Origin of the sequence: Streptomyces canus, from assembly GCF_030815415.1 — a bacterium.
Classification (GTDB): domain Bacteria; phylum Actinomycetota; class Actinomycetes; order Streptomycetales; family Streptomycetaceae; genus Streptomyces; species Streptomyces canus_F.
In genome coordinates, this window is sequence record NZ_JAUSWW010000001.1 from 7,517,250 (window position 1) to 7,539,253 (window position 22,004).

Annotated in this window: 18 protein-coding genes and 1 tRNA gene; 11 read left to right on the forward strand and 8 right to left on the reverse strand. The window is 69.3% G+C overall.

What is annotated here, in order from left to right; all coding sequences use genetic code 11:
• Positions 1-59 precede the first annotated feature (59 nt).
• A complete protein-coding gene (locus QF037_RS34740; RefSeq protein ID WP_307032098.1) occupies positions 60-494 on the forward strand; it encodes a GNAT family N-acetyltransferase in 435 nt (144 codons plus the stop codon).
• Here QF037_RS34740 and QF037_RS34745 read toward each other — a convergent pair.
• A complete protein-coding gene (locus QF037_RS34745) occupies positions 481-2,220 on the reverse strand; it encodes a glycoside hydrolase family 35 protein (RefSeq protein WP_307032099.1) in 1,740 nt (579 codons plus the stop codon). The genes QF037_RS34740 and QF037_RS34745 overlap by 14 nt on opposite strands.
• An 83-nt stretch (positions 2,221-2,303) precedes the next feature.
• Here QF037_RS34745 and QF037_RS34750 point away from each other — a divergent pair, with 83 nt between their 5' ends.
• The 7 genes from QF037_RS34750 (at position 2,304) to QF037_RS34780 (ending at position 11,397) form a co-directional block, all read left to right on the forward strand.
• Positions 2,304-3,188, forward strand: a complete 885-nt coding sequence (locus QF037_RS34750; RefSeq protein ID WP_307032100.1) for a helix-turn-helix domain-containing protein — start codon at positions 2,304-2,306, stop codon at positions 3,186-3,188.
• A gap of 743 nt (positions 3,189-3,931) precedes the next feature.
• Complete coding sequence (locus QF037_RS34755) at positions 3,932-4,291, forward strand: chorismate mutase (RefSeq protein ID WP_307032101.1); 360 nt, start codon at positions 3,932-3,934, stop codon at positions 4,289-4,291.
• A gap of 140 nt (positions 4,292-4,431) precedes the next feature.
• Positions 4,432-4,983 carry a response regulator gene (locus QF037_RS34760; RefSeq protein WP_307032102.1) on the forward strand — a complete coding sequence of 184 codons (552 nt, stop codon included), beginning with the start codon at positions 4,432-4,434 and terminating at the stop codon, positions 4,981-4,983.
• A gap of 56 nt (positions 4,984-5,039) precedes the next feature.
• Positions 5,040-7,544 (forward strand): aminopeptidase N, encoded by a 2,505-nt coding sequence (gene pepN, locus QF037_RS34765; protein ID WP_307032103.1) that lies wholly within the window; start codon positions 5,040-5,042, stop codon positions 7,542-7,544.
• Positions 7,545-7,650: 106 nt separating this feature from the next.
• On the forward strand, positions 7,651-8,469 hold the full coding sequence (locus tag QF037_RS34770; protein WP_307032104.1) for an NmrA family NAD(P)-binding protein: 819 nt from the start codon (positions 7,651-7,653) through the stop codon (positions 8,467-8,469).
• Positions 8,470-8,566: 97 nt separating this feature from the next.
• Complete coding sequence (locus QF037_RS34775) at positions 8,567-9,988, forward strand: pyridoxal phosphate-dependent decarboxylase family protein (protein WP_307032105.1); 1,422 nt, start codon at positions 8,567-8,569, stop codon at positions 9,986-9,988.
• Entirely contained in the window at positions 9,985-11,397 is a 1,413-nt protein-coding gene (locus QF037_RS34780; RefSeq protein WP_307032106.1) for a lysine N(6)-hydroxylase/L-ornithine N(5)-oxygenase family protein, read from the forward strand. The genes QF037_RS34775 and QF037_RS34780 overlap by 4 nt, the downstream gene beginning before the upstream one ends.
• Positions 11,398-11,484: 87 nt before the next feature.
• Here the strand turns inward: QF037_RS34780 and QF037_RS34785 are convergent, their stop codons facing one another.
• Positions 11,485-13,290 carry a bifunctional metallophosphatase/5'-nucleotidase gene (locus QF037_RS34785; protein WP_307032107.1) on the reverse strand — a complete coding sequence of 602 codons (1,806 nt, stop codon included), beginning with the start codon at positions 13,288-13,290 and terminating at the stop codon, positions 11,485-11,487.
• 150 nt (positions 13,291-13,440) lie between these two features.
• Here QF037_RS34785 and QF037_RS34790 point away from each other — a divergent pair, with 150 nt between their 5' ends.
• Both QF037_RS34790 and pyk read left to right on the forward strand, forming a co-directional pair.
• Complete coding sequence (locus tag QF037_RS34790) at positions 13,441-14,160, forward strand: SIMPL domain-containing protein (RefSeq protein WP_307032108.1); 720 nt, start codon at positions 13,441-13,443, stop codon at positions 14,158-14,160.
• A 145-nt stretch (positions 14,161-14,305) separates the two neighbouring features.
• Positions 14,306-15,742, forward strand: a complete 1,437-nt coding sequence (gene pyk, locus QF037_RS34795; protein WP_307032109.1) for a pyruvate kinase — start codon at positions 14,306-14,308, stop codon at positions 15,740-15,742.
• On the opposite strand, the gene QF037_RS34800 is transcribed toward pyk, so the two are convergent.
• Together QF037_RS34800 and QF037_RS34805 are read right to left on the reverse strand one after the other, a co-directional pair.
• Positions 15,743-16,516 (reverse strand): helix-turn-helix domain-containing protein, encoded by a 774-nt coding sequence (locus tag QF037_RS34800; RefSeq protein ID WP_307032110.1) that lies wholly within the window; start codon positions 16,514-16,516, stop codon positions 15,743-15,745.
• Between the two features lie 87 nt (positions 16,517-16,603).
• Positions 16,604-16,686, reverse strand: a tRNA-Leu gene (locus tag QF037_RS34805).
• A gap of 105 nt (positions 16,687-16,791) precedes the next feature.
• Between QF037_RS34805 and QF037_RS34810 the strand changes: the two genes are divergently transcribed.
• On the forward strand, positions 16,792-17,448 hold the full coding sequence (locus tag QF037_RS34810) for an ANTAR domain-containing response regulator (protein ID WP_171147617.1): 657 nt from the start codon (positions 16,792-16,794) through the stop codon (positions 17,446-17,448).
• 85 nt (positions 17,449-17,533) lie between these two features.
• Here the strand turns inward: QF037_RS34810 and QF037_RS34815 are convergent, their stop codons facing one another.
• Genes QF037_RS34815 through QF037_RS34830 form a run of 4 tightly spaced genes read right to left on the reverse strand, consistent with a single transcriptional unit; the run spans position 17,534 to position 21,899 of the window.
• Entirely contained in the window at positions 17,534-18,250 is a 717-nt protein-coding gene (locus tag QF037_RS34815; protein ID WP_307032111.1) for an ABC transporter ATP-binding protein, read from the reverse strand.
• Complete coding sequence (locus QF037_RS34820; RefSeq protein WP_307032112.1) at positions 18,247-19,131, reverse strand: ABC transporter ATP-binding protein; 885 nt, start codon at positions 19,129-19,131, stop codon at positions 18,247-18,249. The genes QF037_RS34815 and QF037_RS34820 overlap by 4 nt, the downstream gene beginning before the upstream one ends.
• Before the next feature lie 3 nt (positions 19,132-19,134).
• Positions 19,135-20,961, reverse strand: coding sequence for a branched-chain amino acid ABC transporter permease (locus QF037_RS34825; RefSeq protein WP_307032113.1), 1,827 nt, complete (start codon positions 20,959-20,961; stop codon positions 19,135-19,137).
• A gap of 5 nt (positions 20,962-20,966) precedes the next feature.
• Positions 20,967-21,899 (reverse strand): branched-chain amino acid ABC transporter permease, encoded by a 933-nt coding sequence (locus tag QF037_RS34830; protein WP_307032114.1) that lies wholly within the window; start codon positions 21,897-21,899, stop codon positions 20,967-20,969.
• Between the last annotated feature and the right edge of the window lie 105 nt (positions 21,900-22,004).

Genomic DNA, 22,004 nt, shown 5'->3' on the forward strand with positions numbered 1-22,004 from the left:
TCTACGAGGGTGCGGGCGGATTTTCCCCGGCGGACGGCCGCCCTGGCATACTCCCGGCCGTGACCATCGAACCCGGGACCTCCCTGCAGGTCGGCGACAAGGACGACGTCCTGGAGCAGCGCCTCGACGACGAACTCACCGCCTTCAACGCCGAGGCGACCGGCGCCGGAACCCCGGCGCCCCTCACCGTCCGTGCCACCGACGCCGACGGAGAGCTGGCCGGCGGCCTGACCGCGTGGATCTGGGGCTCCTGCTGCGCCGTCGACATGCTGTGGGTGCGCGCGGACCAGCGCCACGCGGGCTGGGGGACCCGGCTCATGGGCGCCGCCGAGGAGGAGGCCGTGCGGCGCGGCTGCACCGAGATGATCGTCTCCTCCTTCACCTTCCAGGCCCCCGGCTTCTACAAGGGCCTCGGCTTTCGCGAGACCGGCCGCACGGAGGGCATCCCCGGGGGCCACCAGGACGTGCACCTGCACAAGGTCATCGGCTCCTGAGCCGTGGCGCCCGGTCGGGCGCCGCCTTCTCGAACTCCAGCACCCATACGTCGTTGACGCCCTCCCGCAGCACCGGGCCGGGCACGTACAGCGCCTGCTGCGGGCCCGCGGACCAGTAGCGGCCCAGGTTGAAGCCGTTGACCCACACGAACCCCCGTGTCCAGCCCGGCAGTTCGAGCAGCGCGTCCCCCGCGCCCCGCACGGTGAGGGTGCCCCGGTAGAGACCCGGGGCGCCTTCTTCGGGAAGCGGCCGGAAAGGCACCCCGTCCACGTCCTCCAGAGCGTCCAGGCGCAGCCCACGCGCGCGTACCCCGTGCAGATACTGCCGTTCGTGCAGCAGCCCCCCGGTGATCCCTTTCGCCTCCCCGGTCCGCGGCCCGTAGTTGACCCGCCCCAGGGACTCCACCCACAGCTCCACGCGCGCGTGCCCGGCCACGGGCTCCTTCAGCCGCTCGTCCTCCTCGGTGAGCACCCCGGCCCGCTCCCCGTCGACGTACACCACCGCCAGATCCCGCAACCCGCGCGCGATCAGCGGATACGGCTGCCGGGGCCCCGGGACCGTCACCTCGTAACGCACCAGGCCCCGGTCGACGTCGAGTTCCTCGAAAGTCGGCGGCACAGGGGACGTGGTCTCCGGACCGCCGAGCGTCTCCAGTACGTCGCTCAAGGGCGCCCAGCCGGTGAGGTGGGCTTCGATACCCGCCCCCAACTGTGCGGGCATCGGCGGAAGTTCCGGCAGCGGGCCGTCCGCGTACTCGGCCAGCACCTCACGGAAACGCCAGAACTTGTCCGTCGGACATCCGAACTCATCGATCGGCGCGTCATAGTCGTACGACGTCACATCCGGCTCGAGCACACCGTCGTGCAGATCGCCACCGCCCCGGTTCGCGCCCGACCACCCCGCGAAGCTCGTCCCGCCGTGCGCCATGTAGAGGTTCACGGAGGCCCCGCACTCCAGGATCTCCCGCAGGGCCGCCGCCGCGTCCCGGGGGTCCCGTACGACGTGCTCGGCGCCCCAGTGGTCGAACCAGCCGCACCAGAACTCCATGCACATCAGCGGCCCGTCAGGGCGGTGCCGGCGCAGCGTCTCGAAGGCCACGCGCGCGTGGGAGCCGAAGTTGACCGTGGCGAGGACACCGGGGAGCGAGCCGCCGGTCAGCATGTGGTCCTCGGGGCCGTCGGAGGTGAACAGCGGGACCGTGACGCCCGTCTCGCGCAGGAGAGCGGCCAGCCGGCGCAGATACTCCGCGTCCGAGCCGTAACTGCCGTACTCGTTCTCGACCTGCACCATGATCACCGGGCCGCCGCGGTCGATCTGCCGGGCCACGACCTGGGGCAGCAGCCGACAGAACCAGCGCTCCACGTGCCCCAGATACTGCGCGTCGCCGGTGCGCGGCCGCCCCGTCAGCCAGTGCGGCAGCCCGCCGTTCTCCCACTCGGCGCAGATGTACGGCCCCGGCCGCACGATCGCCCACAGCCCCGCCTCCCGCGCCGCGTCCAGGAAACGACCGAGGGCCTCCACATCGTCGTAGGAACCCGGCCGCGGCTCGTGAAGATTCCACGGGACGTACGTCTCCACGCAGTTCAGGCCCATCGCCCGCACCATCGCCAGCCGGTGCCCCCACTGCGCCTCGTGCACCCGGAAGTAGTGCAGCGCACCGGACAGCAGCCGCACCGGCCGCCCGTCCAGCAGAAAGTCCTTTTCCCCCGCCGTGAACTCGCTCATACGCCCCACCCTCACCTCTGGCGCAGGTCAGGGTCCATGGACAAAGATCGGCGCAGCTTGGACGGACGAAACGGGGCCTGTCGATGTACCACACCTGGATGCGGTTCCTCACGCCCGGCCCCGCCCACCACCGCCTCGGCCTCGTCTGCCTCGGCGTCGGCCTCCAGTACGGCGCCCTGCCCACCGTCGGCCCCCGCACCCTCGACCACCACGTCGCCGTCGTCATCAGCACCGGCGGCGGCTGGTACGAGGACGCCCGCGGCCGCCGTACGACCGTCACCGCGCCCGCCCTGCTGTGGCTCACCCCCGGCGTCCCCCACCACTACGCGCCCGACCCCGGCACCGGCTGGGACGAGGGCTTCGTCGACTTCACCGGACCCGCCACCGCCACCTACACCGAACTCGGCTACATCGAACCCGACCGGCCCGTCGTCCCCCTCACCGACGCCACCGGACCCCGTGCCGTCATCGGACGCATGGCCCGCGCCGCCCGCCGCGACAACCCCCTCCTGGAGGTCGAGACCGGCGCCGCCGTCCACGAACTCCTCGTCGCCCTGCGCCGCGCCCGCGCCGACCTCACCCCCGACGGCCACCAGGTCCTCAAGGCCCTCGCCCGCGACGCCTTCACCCCCCTGTCCGTCGCCGACCACGCCGCCCGGCACGGCATGACCCTCGCCGAACTGCGCACCGCCGTGCGCCGCGGCGCCGGCTGCAGCCCCAAGGACTACCTCCTCGGCATCCGCCTGGGCCGCGCCAAGGAGCTCCTCGCCGCCACCGAACTCCCCGTCGCCGCCGTCGCCCGTCGCGTCGGCTACGACGACCCCGCCTACTTCTCCCGCCTGTTCACCCGCCGCGTCGGCACCGCACCCGTCCGCTTCCGCGCCCAACAGGGCCGCGCCGTCCCCGGCGGCTGGAGCGACCAGGTCCCCGACCCCGACGACCCGCCCCGACTCCCCGGCACCACGTAGGACCACGACGCCCGCCTCCGTCCCCACCGACGCGACTCCGGCGAATCCCCCGGATGACGAGGCCCACGCCACAAGGCGCCCCGGGCTGGCCTGACGATCGGGTTGGCCTGACGCCCGACCCGGCCCGACGATCGAGCCGGCCTGACGCCCGAGCCGGCCTGACGCCCGACCCGGCCCGACGATCGAGCCGGCCTGACGATCGAGCCGGCCTGACGCCCGGGCTGGCCTGACGCCCGCGCCGACCCGACGATCGGGCTGACCGATACCCGGGCTGGCCTGACGCCCGCGCCGACCCGACGATCGGGCTGACCTGACGATCGGGCTGGCCGATACCCGGGCTGGCCTGACGCCCGACCCGGCCTGACGCCCGACCCGGCCTGACGCCCGACCCGGCCTGACGCCCGACCCGGCCTGACGCCCGACCCGGCCTGACGCCCGACCCGGCCTGACGCCCGACCCGGCCTGACGCCCGACCCGGCCTGACGCCCGACCCGGCCTGACGCCCGACCCGGCCTGACGCCCGACCCGGCCTGACGCCCGACCCGGCCTGACGCCCGACCCGGCCTGACGCCCGACCCGGTCCGACGAGCCGGCCCGACGCCCGGGCTGGCCGACGACCGACCCGGCCCGACGACCGGCCGGAGCCGCTCCCGTGCGCCTTCGTGGGCGGCCGGCCGCACGCACCGGGCCCGAGCGCGGACACCTCGACGGCGTTGCCGCGCTGCCACGTAGGGTGGTCGCCCATGACCACCAGCACCAACGGAACCGGTGACGTCGACCCCGCCGTGCGCGAGGAGCTCGCCCGGCTGCGCGACAGCATCGACAACATCGACGCCGCCGTCGTCCACATGCTCGCCGAACGCTTCAAGGCCACCCAGCAGGTCGGCCACCTCAAGGCCCAGCACCAGCTGCCGCCCGCCGACCCGGCCCGCGAGGCCCGCCAGATCGAACGGCTGCGGACCCTCGCCGAGAACGCCAAACTCGACCCGGCCTTCGCTGAGAAGTTCCTGAATTTCATCATCGCCGAAGTGATCCGCCACCACGAGCGGATCGCCGAGAGCGTGGAGAACACGATCAACGGCACCTCGTCACAGGCCAACTGACCTCGGCCGACACCAAAAGGGCGTGACACGCGCGCCCGCGCGAGGCACGCTGCGCTGTGCACCCCTTGTCAGCTGGCGAGCACTCCCCGTCAGCTCCTCGGACATAAGCTGGTTGTCCCACGCGGGAGGGACGTCGGGCCATGCCGTCGGATGCCAAGATCCTCATCGTCGACGACCACGAGGACACGCTGTACGCCCTGGAGAGCACCCTCGCCCCGCTGGGGTACCGGCTCAGCCGCGCCACCAGCGGCGACGAGGCCCTCAAGCAGGTACTCCGCGGGCAGGTCGGCCTGCTCCTCCTCGACGTCCGCATGCCCGGCGTCAGCGGCCTCGACGTCGTGCGCTACATGCGCCGCCTGGAACAGACCCAGCACATCCCCGTCGTCCTGCTCACCGGCTTCGGCACCGACCACGAACTCACCTCCACCGCCTTCGGACTCGGCGTCGCCGACCTGATCACGAAACCCGTCGACCCCTGGGCGCTGCGCACCAAGGTCCGCTACCTCTACGACGCCCACCGGCGCCAACTCCTCCTCCAGGAGGAGATCCGCGAACTGCGCGCCCTCGTCAAGAACCACGGCGAGACCCACGACCGCCCCGCACGCCCCGCCCTGCCCCACCCGGACACCCGGGTCCCGCTCCAGCGCGCAGAAGGGGCGCACCACGGCAGTCTCGAACAGGACCGGACATAGGCCGCGTACCGATCCGCCCCTGTGCCCGGCCGGTCCCATCAGGCAGCATGTCCTGCATGTCCGTACTGACGCGCGACGAAGCGCAGACCCGTGCCAAGCTCCTCGACGTCCACCGGTACTCGATCGCCCTCGACCTGACGACCGGCGACGACACCTTCGACTCCCGCACCGTCATCCGCTTCACCCTGCGTACGGACGGCGACACCTTCGTCGAGCTCAAGCCCGCACAGCTGCGTTCCGTCGCCCTCGACGGAGAGCCCCTCGACCCGGAGTCCCTGGACGGCGACCGGCTGCCCCTGAAGAACCTCACCGCCGGCGAACACGAACTCCACATCGGCGCGAGCATGCGCTACTCCCGCACCGGCGAAGGCATGCACCGCTTCACCGACCCCGCCGACGGCGAGACCTACCTGTACACGAACCTGTGCATGGACGACGCCCCCCGCGTCTTCGCCGCCTTCGACCAGCCCGACCTCAAGTCCGTCTTCGAGCTGACCGTGAAGGCCCCCGAGCACTGGACCGTCCTCGCCAACGGCATCGCCGAACACCTCGGCGACGGCCACTGGCAGACCGCCCCCACCCCGCGGATCTCCACCTACCTCGTCGCCGTCGCAGCCGGCCCCTACCACTCCGTCACCACCGAACACCGCGGCCTGCCCTTCGGCCTGCACTGCCGCCGCTCGCTCGCCCCCTACCTCGACGCGGACGCCGACGAACTCTTCGAGGTCACCAAGCAGTGCTACGACCGCTACCACGAGAAGTTCGAGGAGCCCTACCCCTTCGACTCCTACGACCAGGCATTCGTCCCCGAGTTCAACGCCGGCGCCATGGAGAACCCCGGACTGGTCACCTTCCGCGACGAGTTCGTCTACCGCTCCGCCGTCACCGACACCGAACGCCAGACCCGCGCCATGGTCATCGCCCACGAAATGGCCCACATGTGGTTCGGCGACCTCGTCACCCTGCGCTGGTGGGACGACATCTGGCTCAACGAGTCCTTCGCCGAGTACATGGGCTACCAGACCTGCGCCGAAGCCACCCGCTTCGCCGACACCTGGACCGATTTCGGCGTCGCGCGCAAGGCCTGGGGCTACGAGGCCGACCAGCGCCCCTCCACCCACCCCGTCGCCCCCGACCCCGAGCTGGTGCCCGACACCGCCTCCGCCATGCTCAACTTCGACGGCATCTCCTACGCCAAGGGCGCCTCCGCACTACGGCAACTGGTGGCCTGGCTCGGCGAGAAGGACTTCCTCGCCGGCATCAACACCCACTTCGCCCGCCACAAGTTCGCCAACGCCACCCTCGCCGACTTCATCGACTCCCTCGCGAGCAGCACCGAACGCGACGTCCACGCCTGGGCCGAGACCTGGCTGCGCACCACCGGCGTCGACACCCTCAAGCCCCAGGTCACCCCCGGCGACGAAGGCACCTACACCCTCCAGGTCGAGCACACCGGCAGCCGCCCGCACCGCATCGCCGTAGGCCTCTACGACCGGACCCTGGCGGAAGGCGCGACCGACGAGGGCCGCCACCTCGTCCTGCGCGAACGCCTCGACCTCGACATCCCGCAGACCGCACCCCAGCCCATCGGCAAGCGCCCCGCCCTCCTGCTCCTCAACGACGGCGACCTCAGCTACGCCAAGGTCCGCTTCGACGCCGACTCCTTCGACACCGTCCGCGCCGCCCTGTCGGGCCTGCCCGACCCACTCACCCGCGCCGTCGTCTGGAACGCCCTGCGCGACGCGGTCCGCGACGGCGAACTGGCGGCCACCGCCTACCTCGAGGCGGCCCGCACCCACCTTCCGCACGAGACCGACCTCGCCCTCGTCCAGGGCGTCCTCGCCTTCGCCTCCGTCCAGGTCGCCGGCCGCTATGTGACCCCCGAGGAGCGCCCCGCCGCCCTCGCCACCCTCACCTCCCTGTGCCGCGACCTCATCCGCCGCACCGAGGACGGCGACAACCCCGGCCTGCGCCTGATCGCCGTACGCCACTTCATCGACGTCGCCGCCCACCCCGACACCATCGCCGCCTGGCTCGCCGACGGCACCGTCCCCGGCGGCCCCGAACTCGACCCCGAACTGCGCTGGCGCGTCCTGGCCCGCCTCGCCGCCCTCGACGCCACCGACGAGACCGCCATCGCCGCCGAACTCGACCGCGACCCGTCCGCCACCGGCCAGGAGGGCGCCACCCGCTGCCGCGCCGCCCTGCCCGACGCAGCCGCCAAGCGCACCGCGTGGGAAGCCATGTTCGCCCACGACGACCTGTCCAACTACCTGTTCACCGCCACCGCCCAGGGCTTCTGGCAGCCCGAACAGGCCGAACTCCTCCAGGAGTACGTCCCGCGCTACTTCGAGGACGCCGTCGCCCTCGCCGCCCGCCGCGGCCCCGCCATCGCCGACGCCGCCGGCCGCTACGCGTTCCCCGCCCACGCCGTCGACGCCGACACCCTCAGCCACGGCGAACGATGCCTGCGCAACGCCGACCCCATCCCGGCCCTGCGCCGCAAGCTCGCCGACCAACTCGACGACCTGGCACGCGCATTGCGAGTGAGGGAGGCCTAGGACCTCAGACGTAGGCCGCGGTTGCTCCCGGGAGACGACGCGGGAAGGCGATCGTCCGCTCTAGGCTACGGACAGTCAAGGACGATCAACCCTGGGAGACAGACCCGTGATCTTAGTAACCGGCGCCACCGGAAACGTCGGCCGTGCCCTCGTCGACCGCCTCGTCGCCGCAGACCGACCCGTACGCGCCCTCACCCGCGACCCCCAGAAGGCCGCACTGCCCGACGGGGTGGAGGTCATGCGCCTCCACCCCGACAAGGCCGTCTTCGAAGGCGCCACCAAACTCTTCCTCTACGTCCAGGCCGCGAACGCCGACCTCCTCACGGCCGCCCGCGAAGCCGGCGTCCGCCACGTCGTGTTCCTGTCCGCCGGATACGTCAAAGAAGACGCCGACGACAACAACCCCCTCCGGGTCATGCACGCCGACGCCGAACGCGCCATCCGCGACAGCGGCCTGGAATGGACCTTCCTGCGCCCCCACGCCTTCGCCGTCAACGCCCTCTCCTGGGCGGGACAGATCCGCGCCGGCGACACCGTCCGCGGCGTCTTCGCCGACGCGATGAGCGCACCCATCCACGAGGACGACATCGCCGCCGTCGCCGAACGCGCCCTCCTCGACGTCGGCCACGAAGGCGCCGTCCACGTCCTCACCGGACCCGCGGCGACCAGCAACGCCGACCAGATCGCCGCGATCGGCCGAGCCCTCGGACGCGACCTGGAGTACGTCGAACTCCCGCCGGAACAGGCCGCCACCGAACTCTTCTCCCACATGCCGCCCCACCTCCTCCAGTTCCTGCTGAAGAGCTGGGCCGCCACCGTCGGCGCGACCCCGGAGATCACCGGCACCGTCGAGAAGATCACCGGCACCCCGGCCCGCACCTTCGAGCAGTGGGCCCGCGACCACGCCGAGGACTTCCGGGGCTGACCCCCGCCACGTTTCCCCCGCACGGAAGTACCCCCTTTCGGGTCTGAATCGCTGAACCTCTCGGGCGCGCCCACGCAACCGCGTACAAGCTGGCACCATGCGCACCCCGCCACTGGCCTCAGGACCCGAAGGCCCCCGCGCCCTGCGCCCGTTGCTCGACACCGTCCTCGAAGCGCTACGAGACGGCGCACAGGAGCGCGGGGGACCACTTCCGGCGGGAGGCCCGGAGACGGTCGCAGCACGAGTACGGGACGCGCTGGGCGACGTACTCCCGGACGAGGGCGACCCGGAGGCCCTACGGCACCTGGTCCGGTCCTTGGCGCAAGGCTCAGCAGATCCGGCGGACCCTTTGTGCGCCGCCCACTTGCATTGCCCACCCCTCGCGGTAGCGGCGGCAGCCGACCTGGCGGCGTCAGTCCTCAACCCGTCCCTGGACTCCTGGGACCAGGCACCAGCAGCGTCGGAGCTGGAGCGACTGCTGATCCGGGTACTTGCAAACGAGGTCTACGGGGACCCACGTAGGGGCGCGGGGAACTGCGCGACAAGCCACAACGGCGCCGCAGCCGACAACGCACCCGATGCCCTGGTGACAACGGGCGGCACCGAATCAAACCAACTGGCCCTCCTCCTGGCCAGAGAAGCCTTCGGCGCCGGTGTCCGGCTCATCCACGGAGCCAACGCCCACCACTCACTCCCGCGGAGCGCCTGGCTCCTCGGCCTCCCCGACCCGGTGACCGTCCCCGCCCCCACAGGCACCCTCGACCCCGCCGCCCTGGACGCCACACTCACCGACCTCCCCGGCCCCCACCTCGTCGCCGCCACCGCAGGAACCACCGACGCGGGCCTCATCGACCCCCTCCCCGAGATCGCCGCGGTCTGCCGAACCCACGGCGCCCGCCTCCACATCGACGCGGCATACGGCGGAGGACTCCTCTTCAGCACCCGGCACCGGGACAAGCTCACCGGCCTGAGCTCCGCAGCCACCGTCACACTCGACCTGCACAAACTCGGCTGGCAACCGGTCGCCGCCGGCCTCCTCGCCGTCCAGGACGCCCGCGACCTCGCAGCCCTCCGACAGCGCGCCGACTACCTCAACGCCGACGACGACACCGAAGCCGGCCTCCCCGACCTCCTCGGCCGCTCCCTGCGCACCACCCGCCGCCCCGACGCCCTCAAGATCGCCGTCACCCTGAAAACCCTCGGCCGCACCGGACTAGGCCGACTCGTCGACCAAGTCTGCGCACGGGCAACGGACTTCGCCGAACTCATCCAGGACCACCCCGGGTTTGAACTCCACGACGCGCCCACCATCAGCACGGTCCTGTTCCGGCCGGTCCACGCCACCGACGACGACATCGCCGCCGTACGCCGAAAACTCCTCACCGACGGCCGCGCCGTCCTCGGCCGGGCCCGCCTCGACGGCCGGCTCTGGCTCAAGGCCACCCTCCTCAACCCCCACACCCGGCCCGACGACCTGGCCGCACTCCTGAAAGTCGTGGAAGGAACCACCCGCAGATGACCCCCACCCCGCCCCACCAGCAACCCGACGCACCCCGCGACCTCGTCGGCATCGGCATCGGCCCCTTCAACCTCTCCCTCGCCGCCCTCGCCCACCCCCTCGCCGAACTCGACACCGTCTTCTACGAACAACGCCCCGCCTTCGACTGGCACCCCGGACTCCTCATCGACGGCGCCAGAATCCAGGTCCCCTTCCTAGCCGACCTGGTCACCCTCGCCGACCCCGCCAGCCCCTGGACCTTCCTCAACTACCTCAAGAGCCGCGACAGACTCTTCCCCTTCTACTTCGCCGAGCGCTTCCACATCCAGCGCGCCGAATACGACGCCTACTGCCGCTGGGTCGCCGAGAACCTCCCCGGACTCCGCTTCGGCCACCAGGTCGACGCCGTCCGCTGGAACCCCGAACGCGACCTCTTCGAAGTCGACTTCACCCAGCTCGACACCGACGGAGAAGCCGACGCCCTCGGCCGGACGTACACGAAGAACATCGCCCTCGGCGTCGGCACCGAGCCCTACATCCCCGAACCCCTCAAACCCCTCGTCGAAGCCACCGGCGTGCCCGTCATCCACGCCGCCGACTACCTCGCCCACCGCGACGCCTTCCAGCGCGCCGCACACGTCACCGTCGTCGGCACCGGACAGACCGGCGCCGAGGTCTTCCTCGACCTGCTCCGCACCCGCCCCGCAGGCCGCGAAGGCCTCCACTGGCTCGGCAGCACCAAGGCCTTCGCCCCCATGGAGTACTCCAAACTCGGCCTGGAACACTTCAGCCCCGACTACACCCGCTACTTCCACGCCCTCCCCGAAGCCGAACGCGACCGCCTCGTCACCTCCCAATGGCAGCTCCACAAAGGCATCGACGCCGACACCATCGCCGCCATCCACGACGAGCTCTACCGACGCACCCTGCACGGCGGCTGGCCCGACACCGTCCTCACCCCCGGCGTCCGCGTCCGCACCGCGGGCCGCGTCGCCACCACCAAGGTCGAACTCCACCTCGAACACACCGAGCAGCGCACCCGCTCCCGCCTCACCACCGACGCCGTCGTCCTCGCCACCGGCTACCGCGAACGCCCCCTGAACCGCATCCTCGCCGGACTCGACCCCTACCTGCGCCGCGACAGCCGCGAACGCCCCCGCGTCGACGAACAGTTCCGCCTCGTCCTCGACCCCTCCGTCACCGGCAGCCTCTACGTCCAGAACGCCGAACGCCACACCCACGGCGTCGGCACCCCCGACCTCGGCCTCGCCGCCTGGCGCAGCGCCACCATCCTCAACTCCCTGACACAAAAGGCCCCCTACCCCCTCCCCACCCGAACGGCCTTCACCACCTTCGGCCTCGACCAGCAGCCCCAGATCCCCGCCGCACGCCAGGCCCAGACACTCACCCCCCTCGTCGAGGGACGCTAGGAGAAGAGCACGCACGCCAACGGCGCCGACGTGAAAACCCCGCCGACGCCGTGGACACAACTCTGCTGAGCCTTTCGAAGGCTGGACCTAGAAGACCGGCGTACCGTTCCGCGTCAGCTTCCAGTCCACCGACGCGAAGTCCGCCGGGTTCAGCACACCCTTCGCCGTCACCCACTCCGCGATCCGCGTACGGATCTCCGTCGACTCCGCCCACAGCTCCTTCGCCGAAGCCACATGCGGGAACGCACCACCACCATTGGCACGGTAGTTGTTCACCGCGAACACGAACTGCTGCGCGTCATCCAGCGCCGCACCGTTGTAGGTGAGGTTCTTGATCCGCGAACCCGCCGCCTGCGCGATGTCGATCTCGTACGACAGCCCCGACACATAGTCGTAGTTGTAGTCCGGACGGCTCTCCGCGTTCGTCAGCTTCTCCACGTCCACCGCGGCATCCGCCGCGGTCCGCACGAAGTACTGCGCCGAGTACTCCAGGTACGCCCTGACCTGCGCACCCGTCAGCAACTTCGCGACCAGCGTGTTGTCGTACACATACAGGCTCGACAGGCCCCGGATCGTCACATCGCCCGCCGGGATCTCCGACGTACGGGAAAACGGCGAGGCCTGCGAGAGGACCGGCAGCGCGGCGTACTCGGTGCCCGCCAGCGCCGCCTTGACCACGTCCTCCTGGACCTTCGTGATCAGGTCGATGATCGGGGCGTCCTTGTAGCGCGCCTCGACCGTCGTCAGCGTCTCCGTCGCCGTACCGACGACCTGGTTCACGTACTCCACCACGATGTCGTGGTCGGCCTTCAGCAGCTTCGTGATCTTCGGGTCGTCCGCGACCGTCTTCGAGTCACGCACCGTCGCCTTCACCGACTCGACCGTCCAGCGACCCTTCGCGAAGACCAGCTCGAAGTCGAACAGGGACAGCCGCTGCGCGTACGCCAGCGGCTCCGACAGCACGACCGTCTTGCCGGTCTTCTCGTTGGTGACCAACAGCTCCGCGATCTCGATGTGCGCGTGGCCGACCAGGATCGCGTCGATGCCCGGCACCTGCTGGGCCACCAGCGCCGCCGAGTTCTCGATGTATGGCAGCTGATCACCGTACGAGGAGGTGCCCGAGGAGCCCGAGTGCGCCGACACGACCACCACGTCCGCACCCATCGACCGCAGCTTCGGCACCCACTTCGCCGCCTGCTCCTCCAGACCCGGGAACACCAGCTTGCCCTCGACATACGCCTTGTCCCAGATCGCGATGCCCGGGTTCGTCAGACCGAGCACGGCCACCTTGACCGGCGGGAGACCGGGCGGGCAGATCTTCTTGATGAAGTAGGGCGGGAAGGCCGGCTTCAGCGTCTTCGCGTCCAACGCGTTCGCACCGAGCAGCGGGAAATGGCACTGGTCCTCGAACTTGCGCAGCGTCTCGATGCCGTAGTTGAACTCGTGGTTGCCCAGCGCCACCGCGTCATAGCCGATCGCGTTCATCGCCGCGGCCATCGGATGGACCGGACCGCCCTTGGCGGTGATCGGGTCCACCTTCGCGTAGTAGTACGTCAGCGGCGTGCCCTGGATCGTGTCGCCCGCGTCGATGAGCAGCGTGTTGCGGCGGCCCTTCTCCGCACGGACCTGATCGACCAGGGTCGAGACCCGGGCCAGACCCTTCGCGTTGCCCTTGGCGTCCGTGTACTCCGTGTCCTTGAAGTAGTCCCAGTTGAAGATGTTGCCATGCAGATCGGTGGTGCCCATCACCGTGAAGGAGTACCGCTTCGCCGGCTTCTGCCCCTTCTTGGCCTCCGCCGCCTCGGCCGCCGGAGCCCCCACGGCACCGGCCAGCGCGACGCCCGCACCGGTCACGGCGGACTTCTCCAGGAACTTCCTGCGGTTCAACGGCATGTCTTGATCTCCTCGGGGAACGGTCAACAACGCGCGTAGATTCTGACCCGCACACGCCGAACCGCAACACCCCCTACAGGTTTCGATCTGATGACCCAACCCGTCACCCGACCAGCCGACAACACGCCACAAAGTGACAGAGTGGGTCGTATGACCACACCAGCTGCGGACGACGCCCAACACTTCCTGCCCTACGGCACCCCCGACGCACCCCGCATCGCCGTCCGCGGCGAAGCCCGCCTCGAAGTCGACCCCGAAATCGCCCGCATCGGCGTCAGCGTCGCCGCCCGCGGCAAAGACCGCCGCACCGCCCTCGACGACCTCACCCGCCGCAACGCCACCGTCCTCGACCTCATCAAGACCTACGGCGACGCCGTCGAACGACTCGAGACAGGCGCCTTCTCCATCACACCCCAACTCAAGGAGAAAAGCCGTGGCGAACGCGTCCACGCCTACCACGGCCGCGTCCACGTCACCGCCGAACTCACCGACTTCACCGCACTGGGCGAACTCACCACCCGGCTGGCCGACTTGGACCTGACGCGAGTGGACGGCCCGTGGTGGGCCCTACGACCCACCTCCCCGGCCCACCGCCAAGCCCGCCAGCAGGCCGTCAAGGAAGCCGTCCAGCGAGCCCGCGAATACGCCGAGGCGCTGGGCACCACACTCGCCGCCCTCGTCGAGCTCGCCGACATCGGCGCCGAGAACGCCCAACCCCTCGCCCCCGCCGCCCCCGGCAGCCGCATGCGCTCCATGTCCTACGCCGCAGCCGAGGACACCGCCGCCGCCCCCCTCGACCTCGAACCCCAACGCCAACGCGTCTACGCCCAGGTCAACGCCCGCTTCACCATGGCACCGCCGAAGCTGTGAAACCGCGCGTAATTCGCACAAGGAAACGCTCATCAGAGCCCCCCGGCGCACAAGTCAACTCTTGTCAATAACCCGTCACCCAAAGGTTGTTGAGTAGTCACCGCCCACCAAATCCCTACCCACCGGTAAGCCCTAGGGTCAAAACATGCGCCGAGCAAAGATCGTCTGCACCCTGGGCCCCGCCACCCACTCATACGACCAGATCAAGGCACTGGTCGACGCCGGAATGGACGTAGCCCGCTTCAACCTCAGCCACGGCGGCTACGCCGAACACGAGGAGCGCTACCACCACGTCCGCAAGGCCTCCGACGAGACCGGCCACAGCGTCGGCATCCTCGCCGACCTTCAAGGCCCGAAGATCCGCCTCGGCCGCTTCACCGAAGGACCCGTACTCCTTGAACGCGGCGACACCTTCACCATCACCGTGGAAGAAGGCGCCGAAGGCGACCAGCACTCCTGCGGAACGACCTACGCAGGCCTCGCCGACGACGTCAGCGCGGGCGAGCGCATCCTCGTCGACGACGGCAAAGTCTGCCTCGAAGTCACCGCCGTCGACGGTCCCCGCGTCCACACCACCGTCATCGAAGGCGGCGTGATCTCCGACAACAAGGGACTGAATCTGCCGGGCGTCGCGGTATCGGTGCCGGCCCTGTCGGAGAAGGACGAGGCCGACCTGCGCTGGGCCCTACGAACAGGCTTCGACGTCATCGCCCTGTCCTTCGTCCGATCCGGCCACGACATCGACGACGTCCACCGCATCATGGACGACGAAGGCCGCCGCCTCCCCGTCATCGCCAAGGTGGAGAAGCCCCAGGCCGTCGACGCGATCGAGGACATCGTCGCCGCCTTCGACGGCATCATGGTCGCGCGCGGGGATCTGGGCGTCGAAATGCCCCTCGAACAGGTCCCCATCGTCCAGAAACGCGCGATCAAGCTGGCGAAGCGCAACGCCAAGCCGGTCATCGTCGCCACCCAGATGCTCGACTCGATGATCGAGAACTCCCGCCCGACAAGGGCCGAGGCGTCGGATGTCGCGAACGCGGTCATCGACGGCACGGACGCGGTCATGCTCTCCGGCGAGACCAGCGTCGGCAAATACCCCATCGAGACCGTCCGCACCATGGCGAAGATCGTCACCGCCGCAGAGGAGGACATCCTCGCCAAAGGTCTCCCGCCCCTGACCGAACGCAACAAGCCCCGCACGCAGGGCGGTGCGGTCGCGCGAGCGGCGGCGGAGATGGGCGACTTCCTGGGAGCCAAATTCCTGGTCGCCTTCACCCAGTCGGGAGACACCGTCCGCAGGCTCTCCCGCTACCGCTCCCCGATCCCCCTGCTCGCCTTCACCCCCGAGCCGGCGACCCGCTCCCAGCTGAGCCTGACCTGGGGAGTGGAGACCTTCCTCGGCCCCCAGGTCGACTCCACGGACGCGATGGTCGACCAGGTGGACGAGCTGCTTCTGAAGTACGGCCGCTGCGAGAAGGGCGACATCGTCGTGATCACCGCGGGTTCGCCGCCCGGGGTTGCCGGGTCGACGAACCTCGTCCGCGTCCACCACATCGGGGAGGACGACAGCCCGAAGTAGTCAGTGTTTTGGGCCTACGTGGGTGTCCATGAGGGCGACTGAGGCTTTGCGGGCGATCGAGATGTTGCGGAGGTTCGCCTGCCGCCATTCGACGCCTACGTGGTCGAGGGTCGTGGTGAAGAGGCGGATGATGTCGCCGGACAGGTTGGTGAAGAAGTACCGGGGGTATTCGTAGCGTTTCCGTTCACCTGCCACGAGGCGAGTTGCCCAGTTGGTGATGCGGCATCCGTCGGAGTGGATGAGGCCGCGGATGAATTCCCAAGGCTGGGCGTCGACGATTTCCTGCTGCCAGGGTTCGAGGGCGATGAGGCGTTCGTGCTTCTTGCCGGGGCCGTGCTGCGGGAAGAGGCAAGGCCAGTGCTTGCTGTGAGAGGTGACGTACTGGCAGCCCTGGCTCTGGACGCGGGACACTTTGTTGCCGGGGCTCACTGCATGCACGGCTTCTGCGCAGGCGTCGATGAGGCCGGGCCAGGCGTCGGCGCATGCGATTCGAAGGAAGTGCACGTCTCGCCGGGACGTACTGATGCAGCCGTCCCCGAGGTAGAGGCCGAGCAGGTAGGCGTAGGCGACGTGATCGAGAGGGCGGTCGTCGCATCGGGGGCACTTCGGGGGTTTCCTGCCGGGGCACTCGCCGCGCCTTGATCGGTCCAGGTGTAGCCATTTGCCGATTGTCCCGGCGGGGATGTTGAGCTGGCGGGCTACGTCTGCGTTCCTCGCTCCGTTACGCAGCAGCGTGAGTGCCTTCTGTCGAACTTCAGTGCCGTGAGCGTTCATATGAACACCCTGAGTCACTCATCGTTCCTGTGTGTAGCAAAAAGCGGATGTTCACGAGAACGTGAGCATCCGCTTCTTCCTGATATGTGCCCGGTGTGGGATTCGAACCCACATGCCCTAAGGCACGGTGGTTTGAGCACCGCGAGTCTGACCAGTTCCTCCAACCGGGCAGGCTGGTGAGCTGTCGGGAAGTGTACCGGGTGACCGCAGGTCCCCGCCTCTAGGTAGGCTTCCTTACGCAGCAGTACCTGCCCGGCCCGCAACAAGGAGCCCCCGTGACCGCCCCCGAGTCGCCCCAGCCCGTAGACGCGCCCGACGACGACAAGTCGCACGTGCCTCCGCTGACGACCCGTGTCGTCATCGCCGAGGACGAGGCCCTCATCCGGCTCGACCTCAAAGAGATGCTGGAGGAAGAGGGCTATAGCGTCGTCGGCGAGGCCGGTGACGGTGAGCAGGCCATCGAGCTGGCCCGTGAGCACAAGCCGGACCTCGTGATCCTCGATGTGAAGATGCCGAAGATGGACGGCATCTCCGCGGCCGAGAAGATCGCCGAGGAGCGCATCGCCCCCGTCCTCATGCTGACCGCCTTCTCGCAGCGCGACCTCGTGGAGCGCGCTCGTGACGCCGGTGCGATGGCCTATCTGGTGAAGCCGTTCAGCAAGAGTGACGTCGTACCGGCGATCGAGATGGCCGTGTCCCGGTTCACCGAGTTGAAGGAGCTGGAGGCCGAGGTCGCCGACCTCACTCTGCGTCTGGAGACCCGCAAGCTCGTCGACCGGGCGAAGTCGATTCTTCAGACCGAGTACGGGCTGACCGAGCCGGCCGCGTTCCGTTGGATCCAGAAGACGTCGATGGACCGGCGTATGTCGATGCAGCAGGTGGCCGAGGCTGTCATCCAGGACGCCGATGAGAAGAAGGCGGGGAAGGGCTGACCTTCCCCGGCCGCGTTCATGCGAGAGGCCCGCGTCCCCAGCTGGGGGGGCGCGGGCCTCGTCGTAGAGCCGTAGCGGCAGGGACTCAGTCCTCGCCGAGGTACGCCTTGCGTACCGACTCGTCGTGCAGCAGGTCCTGGCCGGACCCTGACAGCACGATCTTACCGATCTCCATGACGTGGCCGTGGTCGGCCAGCGACAGTGCCGCTTGGGCGTTCTGCTCGACGAGGAGGATCGTCGTGCCCTGGGACTTGAGTTCGGCGATGGTCGCCATGATCTTCTGCATCATGATCGGCGAGAGGCCCATGGACGGCTCGTCCAGCATGAGTAGCTTGGGCTGGGACATGAGCGCGCGGCCCATGGCCAGCATCTGCTGCTCGCCGCCGGACAGGGTGCCGGCGGCCTGCTTGCGGCGCTCTCCGAGGATCGCGAAGAGGTCGTAGGCGCGCTGGATGTCCTTCTCGATGCCCGCTTTGTCGTTGCGGAGGAAGGCGCCGAGGCGGAGGTTGTCCTCGATCGTCATGCGCGGGAAGATGTGCCGCCCCTCGGGGGAGTGGGCGAGGCCGAGCGAGACGATCTGGTGGGCCGGGGTCTTCTTGAGGGACTTGCCGTCGAACTTGATCTGGCCGCCGACCGGCTTGAGCAGGCCCGAGAGGGTGCGCAGGGTCGTGGTCTTGCCGGCGCCGTTGGTGCCGATGAGGGTGACGACCTCGCCGGCCTCGACCTTGAACGAGATGCCCTTGACGGCCTCGATCTTGCCGTAGGCGACCCGGAGGTCCTCTACTTCTAGCAGTGCGGTCATCGGTCGTTCTCCTTGCCCGGCGCGGCGTCGGTCGTGGTGTCGGCCTGGGCCTCGGCTGCCTGGACCTCCGCGATTTCTTCGTCGCCGGGGGCGTCCTCGAAGGGTTCTCCGAGGTAGGCGGCGATGACGCGTTCGTCGCCCTGGACGGTGGCGCTGTCGCCTTCGACGAGTTTTTCGCCTTGGACGAGGACGGCCACGCGGTCGCAGAGGTTGAAGATGAACCGCATGTCGTGCTCGATGACGAGGACGGCGATGCCCTTGTCGCGGATGGCGAAGACCAGTTCTTCGGTGGCTCGCGTTTCCTGGGGGTTCATGCCGGCGGTGGGCTCGTCGAGGAGGAGGAGTCCGGGTTCGCTCGCGAGTGCTCGGGCGATTTCCAGCTTGCGCTGTTCGCCGTAGGGCAGGTTGCGTGCGAGGTGTTCGGCCTTGTTGGCGAGGCCGATGAACTCCAGGAGTTCCATGGCGCGTTCGCGGGAGGCCTTTTCGGCGCGGTGGAAGCCGGGGCCGCGCAGGAGTGCGGACCAGAGGCCTTCCTTCGTCCTGGTGTGGCGGCCGACGAGGACGTTTTCCAGGACCGTCATGTTGGCGAACAGGCGGATGTTCTGGAAGGTGCGGGCGACGCCGGCGGCGGTGACCTTGAAGGACTTGGGCGGCAGGATGTTGCCTTTGTAGCGGACCTCTCCCTCGGTGGGGATGTAGAGGCCGGTGAGGCAGTTGAAGAAGGTGGTCTTGCCGGCGCCGTTGGGGCCGATGAGTCCGACGATCTCGCCGCTGTTGACGGTGAGGTCGACGTTGCGTACGGCGGTGAGGCCGCCGAAGCGCATGGTGACGCCGCGGGCGTCGAGGACGGTGGTCCCGAGGGTGGTGGTGTCGGTGGTCATGTGTCAGGCCCCTGTCTTGCCGAGGACTGTGGGCGCTTCGGCCTCTTCGTGGAATTCGAGCTGGCGGCGCCGGTTCGGGATGAGGCCCTCGGGGCGGAAGCGCATGAGGAGGACGAGCGCGAGTCCGAAGGCGAAGAGCTGGTAGTCGCCGAGGAACTGGAGCTTGGCCGGGATGAGGTAGAGGAGTGCGGCGCCGACGAGGGGGCCGGCGATGGTGCCCATGCCGCCGAGGACGACCGCTGCGAGGAGGAAGGCCGAGTTGGGCGGTACGACGTGGGCGAACTGGTATTGCTCGGGGGTCACGGTGTAGGTGACGTGGGCCTGGACTGCGCCGGCGAGGCCGGCGAGGGAGGCGCCGAGGGCGAAGGCGATGAGCTTGACGCGGAAGCCGTTGATGCCCATGGCGAGGGCGGCGGTCTCGTCTTCGCGGATGGCGATCCAGGCGCGGCCGATGCGGGAGTCGCTGCTGCGCTGGAAGACGACTACGACGATCAGCGTGATGAGGAGCATCAGCAGGAAGTAGTTGGCGAAGCGCGCGATGGTGAACCCGAGGAAGGTGTGTTCGGCGCCGAAGTCGAAGCCGAGGATGTTGAGGTTCGGGATCGAGGAGATGCCGTTGGAGCCGTTGGTGATGTCGGGTCCGGAGGTGCCGTCCATGTTGAGGACGGTGATGCGGAAGATCTCACCGAAGCCGAGGGTGACGATGGCGAGGTAGTCGCCGCGCAGTCGGAGGGTGGGGGCGCCGATGAGGACGCCGAAGACCATGGCGACTGCGGCGCCGAGGATCGCGGAGAGCCAGAACGGCAGGTGGACGTCGAAGGGTGAGGAGGGGGAGCCGGAGACCATGGCCGCGGTGTAGGCGCCGACGCCGAGGAAGGCGACGTATCCGAGGTCGAGGAGGCCGGCGAGGCCGACGACGATGTTGAGGCCGAGGGCGACGGTGGCGAAGATCAGGATGTAGACGCCGATGGTCGCGTACTGGTCGTCGGACTGGGTGAAGGGGAAGAGCGCGGCGGCGATGAACGCGCCGAACATGGTGATGGTGCGGTGCTTGCCGGTGATGGCCGAGACTCGGGCCACGAGCCCGGCCTTGGCGAGGGCGGCGAAGCCGAAGCCGACGATGATGAGGAAGCCGACGAATTGTTCGTCGTATTCGGTGCCGATGCCGTAGGTGAAGACGATCAGGCCGACGGCCATGGCGGCGACGATGACGAGGATCTCGGCGAAGGCGGGGAGCGTGGGTGCCTTGCTGGGGGTGCCGGAGGCGATGGACGCCTTGAAGACGGTCCACTTGTGGCGTGCGTTGTGCTTGGACTGCTCCCAGCCGGTGTCATCGGGGTCGATGGGGTCGGGCTCGGGTCGTACGAAGGGCAGGGAGAAGGCACCGAGGACGCCGGCCAGGGTCACGATCGCGACGATGTAGCCGCCGGGTTCCAGGTTGACGATGCCGCCGAGCTCGACGGTGATCGCGATGACCGTGTACCAGGCGGTGGTGAAGGTGCCGAGCGAGGCGAGTTTGAGGGCGCTGTCGGCGCCGGCGGGGGTGAGCCAGCCCAGGCCCGGGACGCCGTAGGAGGCGAGGCCGAAGAGGGCGGTGAGGGCGCCGCCGATGAGGACGAGGACCTGGAGGCCGCCGGGGTAGCCGGTGACGGTGAGGTCGCCGGGGAACTCGCTGGTCCAGGTCCAGGCGAGGAAGGTGGAGACGATGGCGAGGACGCCGCCTGCGGTGGCGAGGGCGCGGCCGACGTTCTCGGGGAGGCCGATGAGGCCCTTGGCGTTGCCGTCCTTGTTGACGGGGGCGCTGGGGGTTTCGGTGGTCTGTGTGGTCATCGGTGTCACGCCCTGTCAGCGACGCGCTCGCCGAGCAGGCCTTGTGGCCTGACGAGGAGTACGAGGATGAGGAGTACGAAGGCCCAGACGTTGGCCCAGGACTGGCCGCCGAGCAGGTCGAAGCCGGGGACGTCGGAGATGTAGGCGGTGGCCATGGTTTCGGCGAGGCCGAGGACGAGGCCGCCGAGCATGGCTCCGTAGATGTTGCCGATGCCGCCGAGGACGGCTGCGGTGAAGGCCTTGAGGCCGAGGATGAAGCCCATGCGGAACTGGACCTGGCCGTACTTGAGGCCGTAGGCGACGGCTCCGACGGCGGCGAAGACGGCGCCGAGGGCGAAGGCGACCACGATGATGCGGTCGGTGTTGATGCCCATGAGCTTCGCGGTGTCGGGGTCCTGGGCGGTGGCCTGCATGCCGCGGCCGGTGCGGGTCTTCATGACGAAGTAGGCGAGGATCGCCATGCTGATGGGGGCGGCGATGAGCAGGAAGACGTCACCGGTCTGGATGGTGACGCTGCCGATCTCGAAGGGGCCGCCGGGGATCTCGGGGAAGTTGATGGATTCCTTGGCCCCGGGGTACCAGGCCCATACCGCCTGCTGGAGGGCGAGGGAGAGGCCGATGGCGGTGATGAGGGGGGCGAGGCGTGGCGCGGTGCGCAGCGGGCGGTAGGCGAACCGTTCCGCTCCTACGGCGACGAGGACTGCGGCGATGATGGCTCCGAGGAGCATCAGTGGCAGTGCGAGCCACATGGTGGTGCCGTCGGGCAGTACGTACAGGTAGACCGTGAGGGCGCCGAACCCTCCGATCATGAAGATCTCGCCGTGGGCGAAGTTGATGAGCTGGACGATGCCATAGACCATCGTGTAGCCGATGGCGACCAGCCCGTACATGGATCCCAGTAGCAGGCCGTTGACCAGCTGCTGCGGCAGTTCGTTCACCGCATGTCCTCCGAGACTTCGGATTGGTTTCGACGGATGTGTGGCCGGATGCGAGTCCGCGCGGGGCGCCAGTGGAACAGCGCCCCGCGCGGCTCGTTCAGGTGG

Excerpts from the sequence above, each read along its gene's own strand:
- QF037_RS34745 (WP_307032099.1), bottom strand. The coding sequence starts at position 2,220 with ATGAGCGAGTTCACGGCGGGGGAAAAGGACTTTCTGCTGGACGGGCGG.
- QF037_RS34750 (WP_307032100.1), top strand. The coding sequence starts at position 2,304 with ATGTACCACACCTGGATGCGGTTCCTCACGCCCGGCCCCGCCCACCAC.
- QF037_RS34755 (WP_307032101.1), top strand. The coding sequence starts at position 3,932 with ATGACCACCAGCACCAACGGAACCGGTGACGTCGACCCCGCCGTGCGC.
- QF037_RS34760 (WP_307032102.1), top strand. The coding sequence starts at position 4,432 with ATGCCGTCGGATGCCAAGATCCTCATCGTCGACGACCACGAGGACACG.
- pepN (WP_307032103.1), top strand. The coding sequence starts at position 5,040 with ATGTCCGTACTGACGCGCGACGAAGCGCAGACCCGTGCCAAGCTCCTC.
- QF037_RS34775 (WP_307032105.1), top strand. The coding sequence starts at position 8,567 with ATGCGCACCCCGCCACTGGCCTCAGGACCCGAAGGCCCCCGCGCCCTG.
- QF037_RS34780 (WP_307032106.1), top strand. The coding sequence starts at position 9,985 with ATGACCCCCACCCCGCCCCACCAGCAACCCGACGCACCCCGCGACCTC.
- QF037_RS34785 (WP_307032107.1), bottom strand. The coding sequence starts at position 13,290 with ATGCCGTTGAACCGCAGGAAGTTCCTGGAGAAGTCCGCCGTGACCGGT.
- QF037_RS34790 (WP_307032108.1), top strand. The coding sequence starts at position 13,441 with ATGACCACACCAGCTGCGGACGACGCCCAACACTTCCTGCCCTACGGC.
- pyk (WP_307032109.1), top strand. The coding sequence starts at position 14,306 with ATGCGCCGAGCAAAGATCGTCTGCACCCTGGGCCCCGCCACCCACTCA.
- QF037_RS34800 (WP_307032110.1), bottom strand. The coding sequence starts at position 16,516 with ATGAACGCTCACGGCACTGAAGTTCGACAGAAGGCACTCACGCTGCTG.
- QF037_RS34815 (WP_307032111.1), bottom strand. The coding sequence starts at position 18,250 with ATGACCGCACTGCTAGAAGTAGAGGACCTCCGGGTCGCCTACGGCAAG.
- QF037_RS34820 (WP_307032112.1), bottom strand. The coding sequence starts at position 19,131 with ATGACCACCGACACCACCACCCTCGGGACCACCGTCCTCGACGCCCGC.
- QF037_RS34825 (WP_307032113.1), bottom strand. The coding sequence starts at position 20,961 with ATGACCACACAGACCACCGAAACCCCCAGCGCCCCCGTCAACAAGGAC.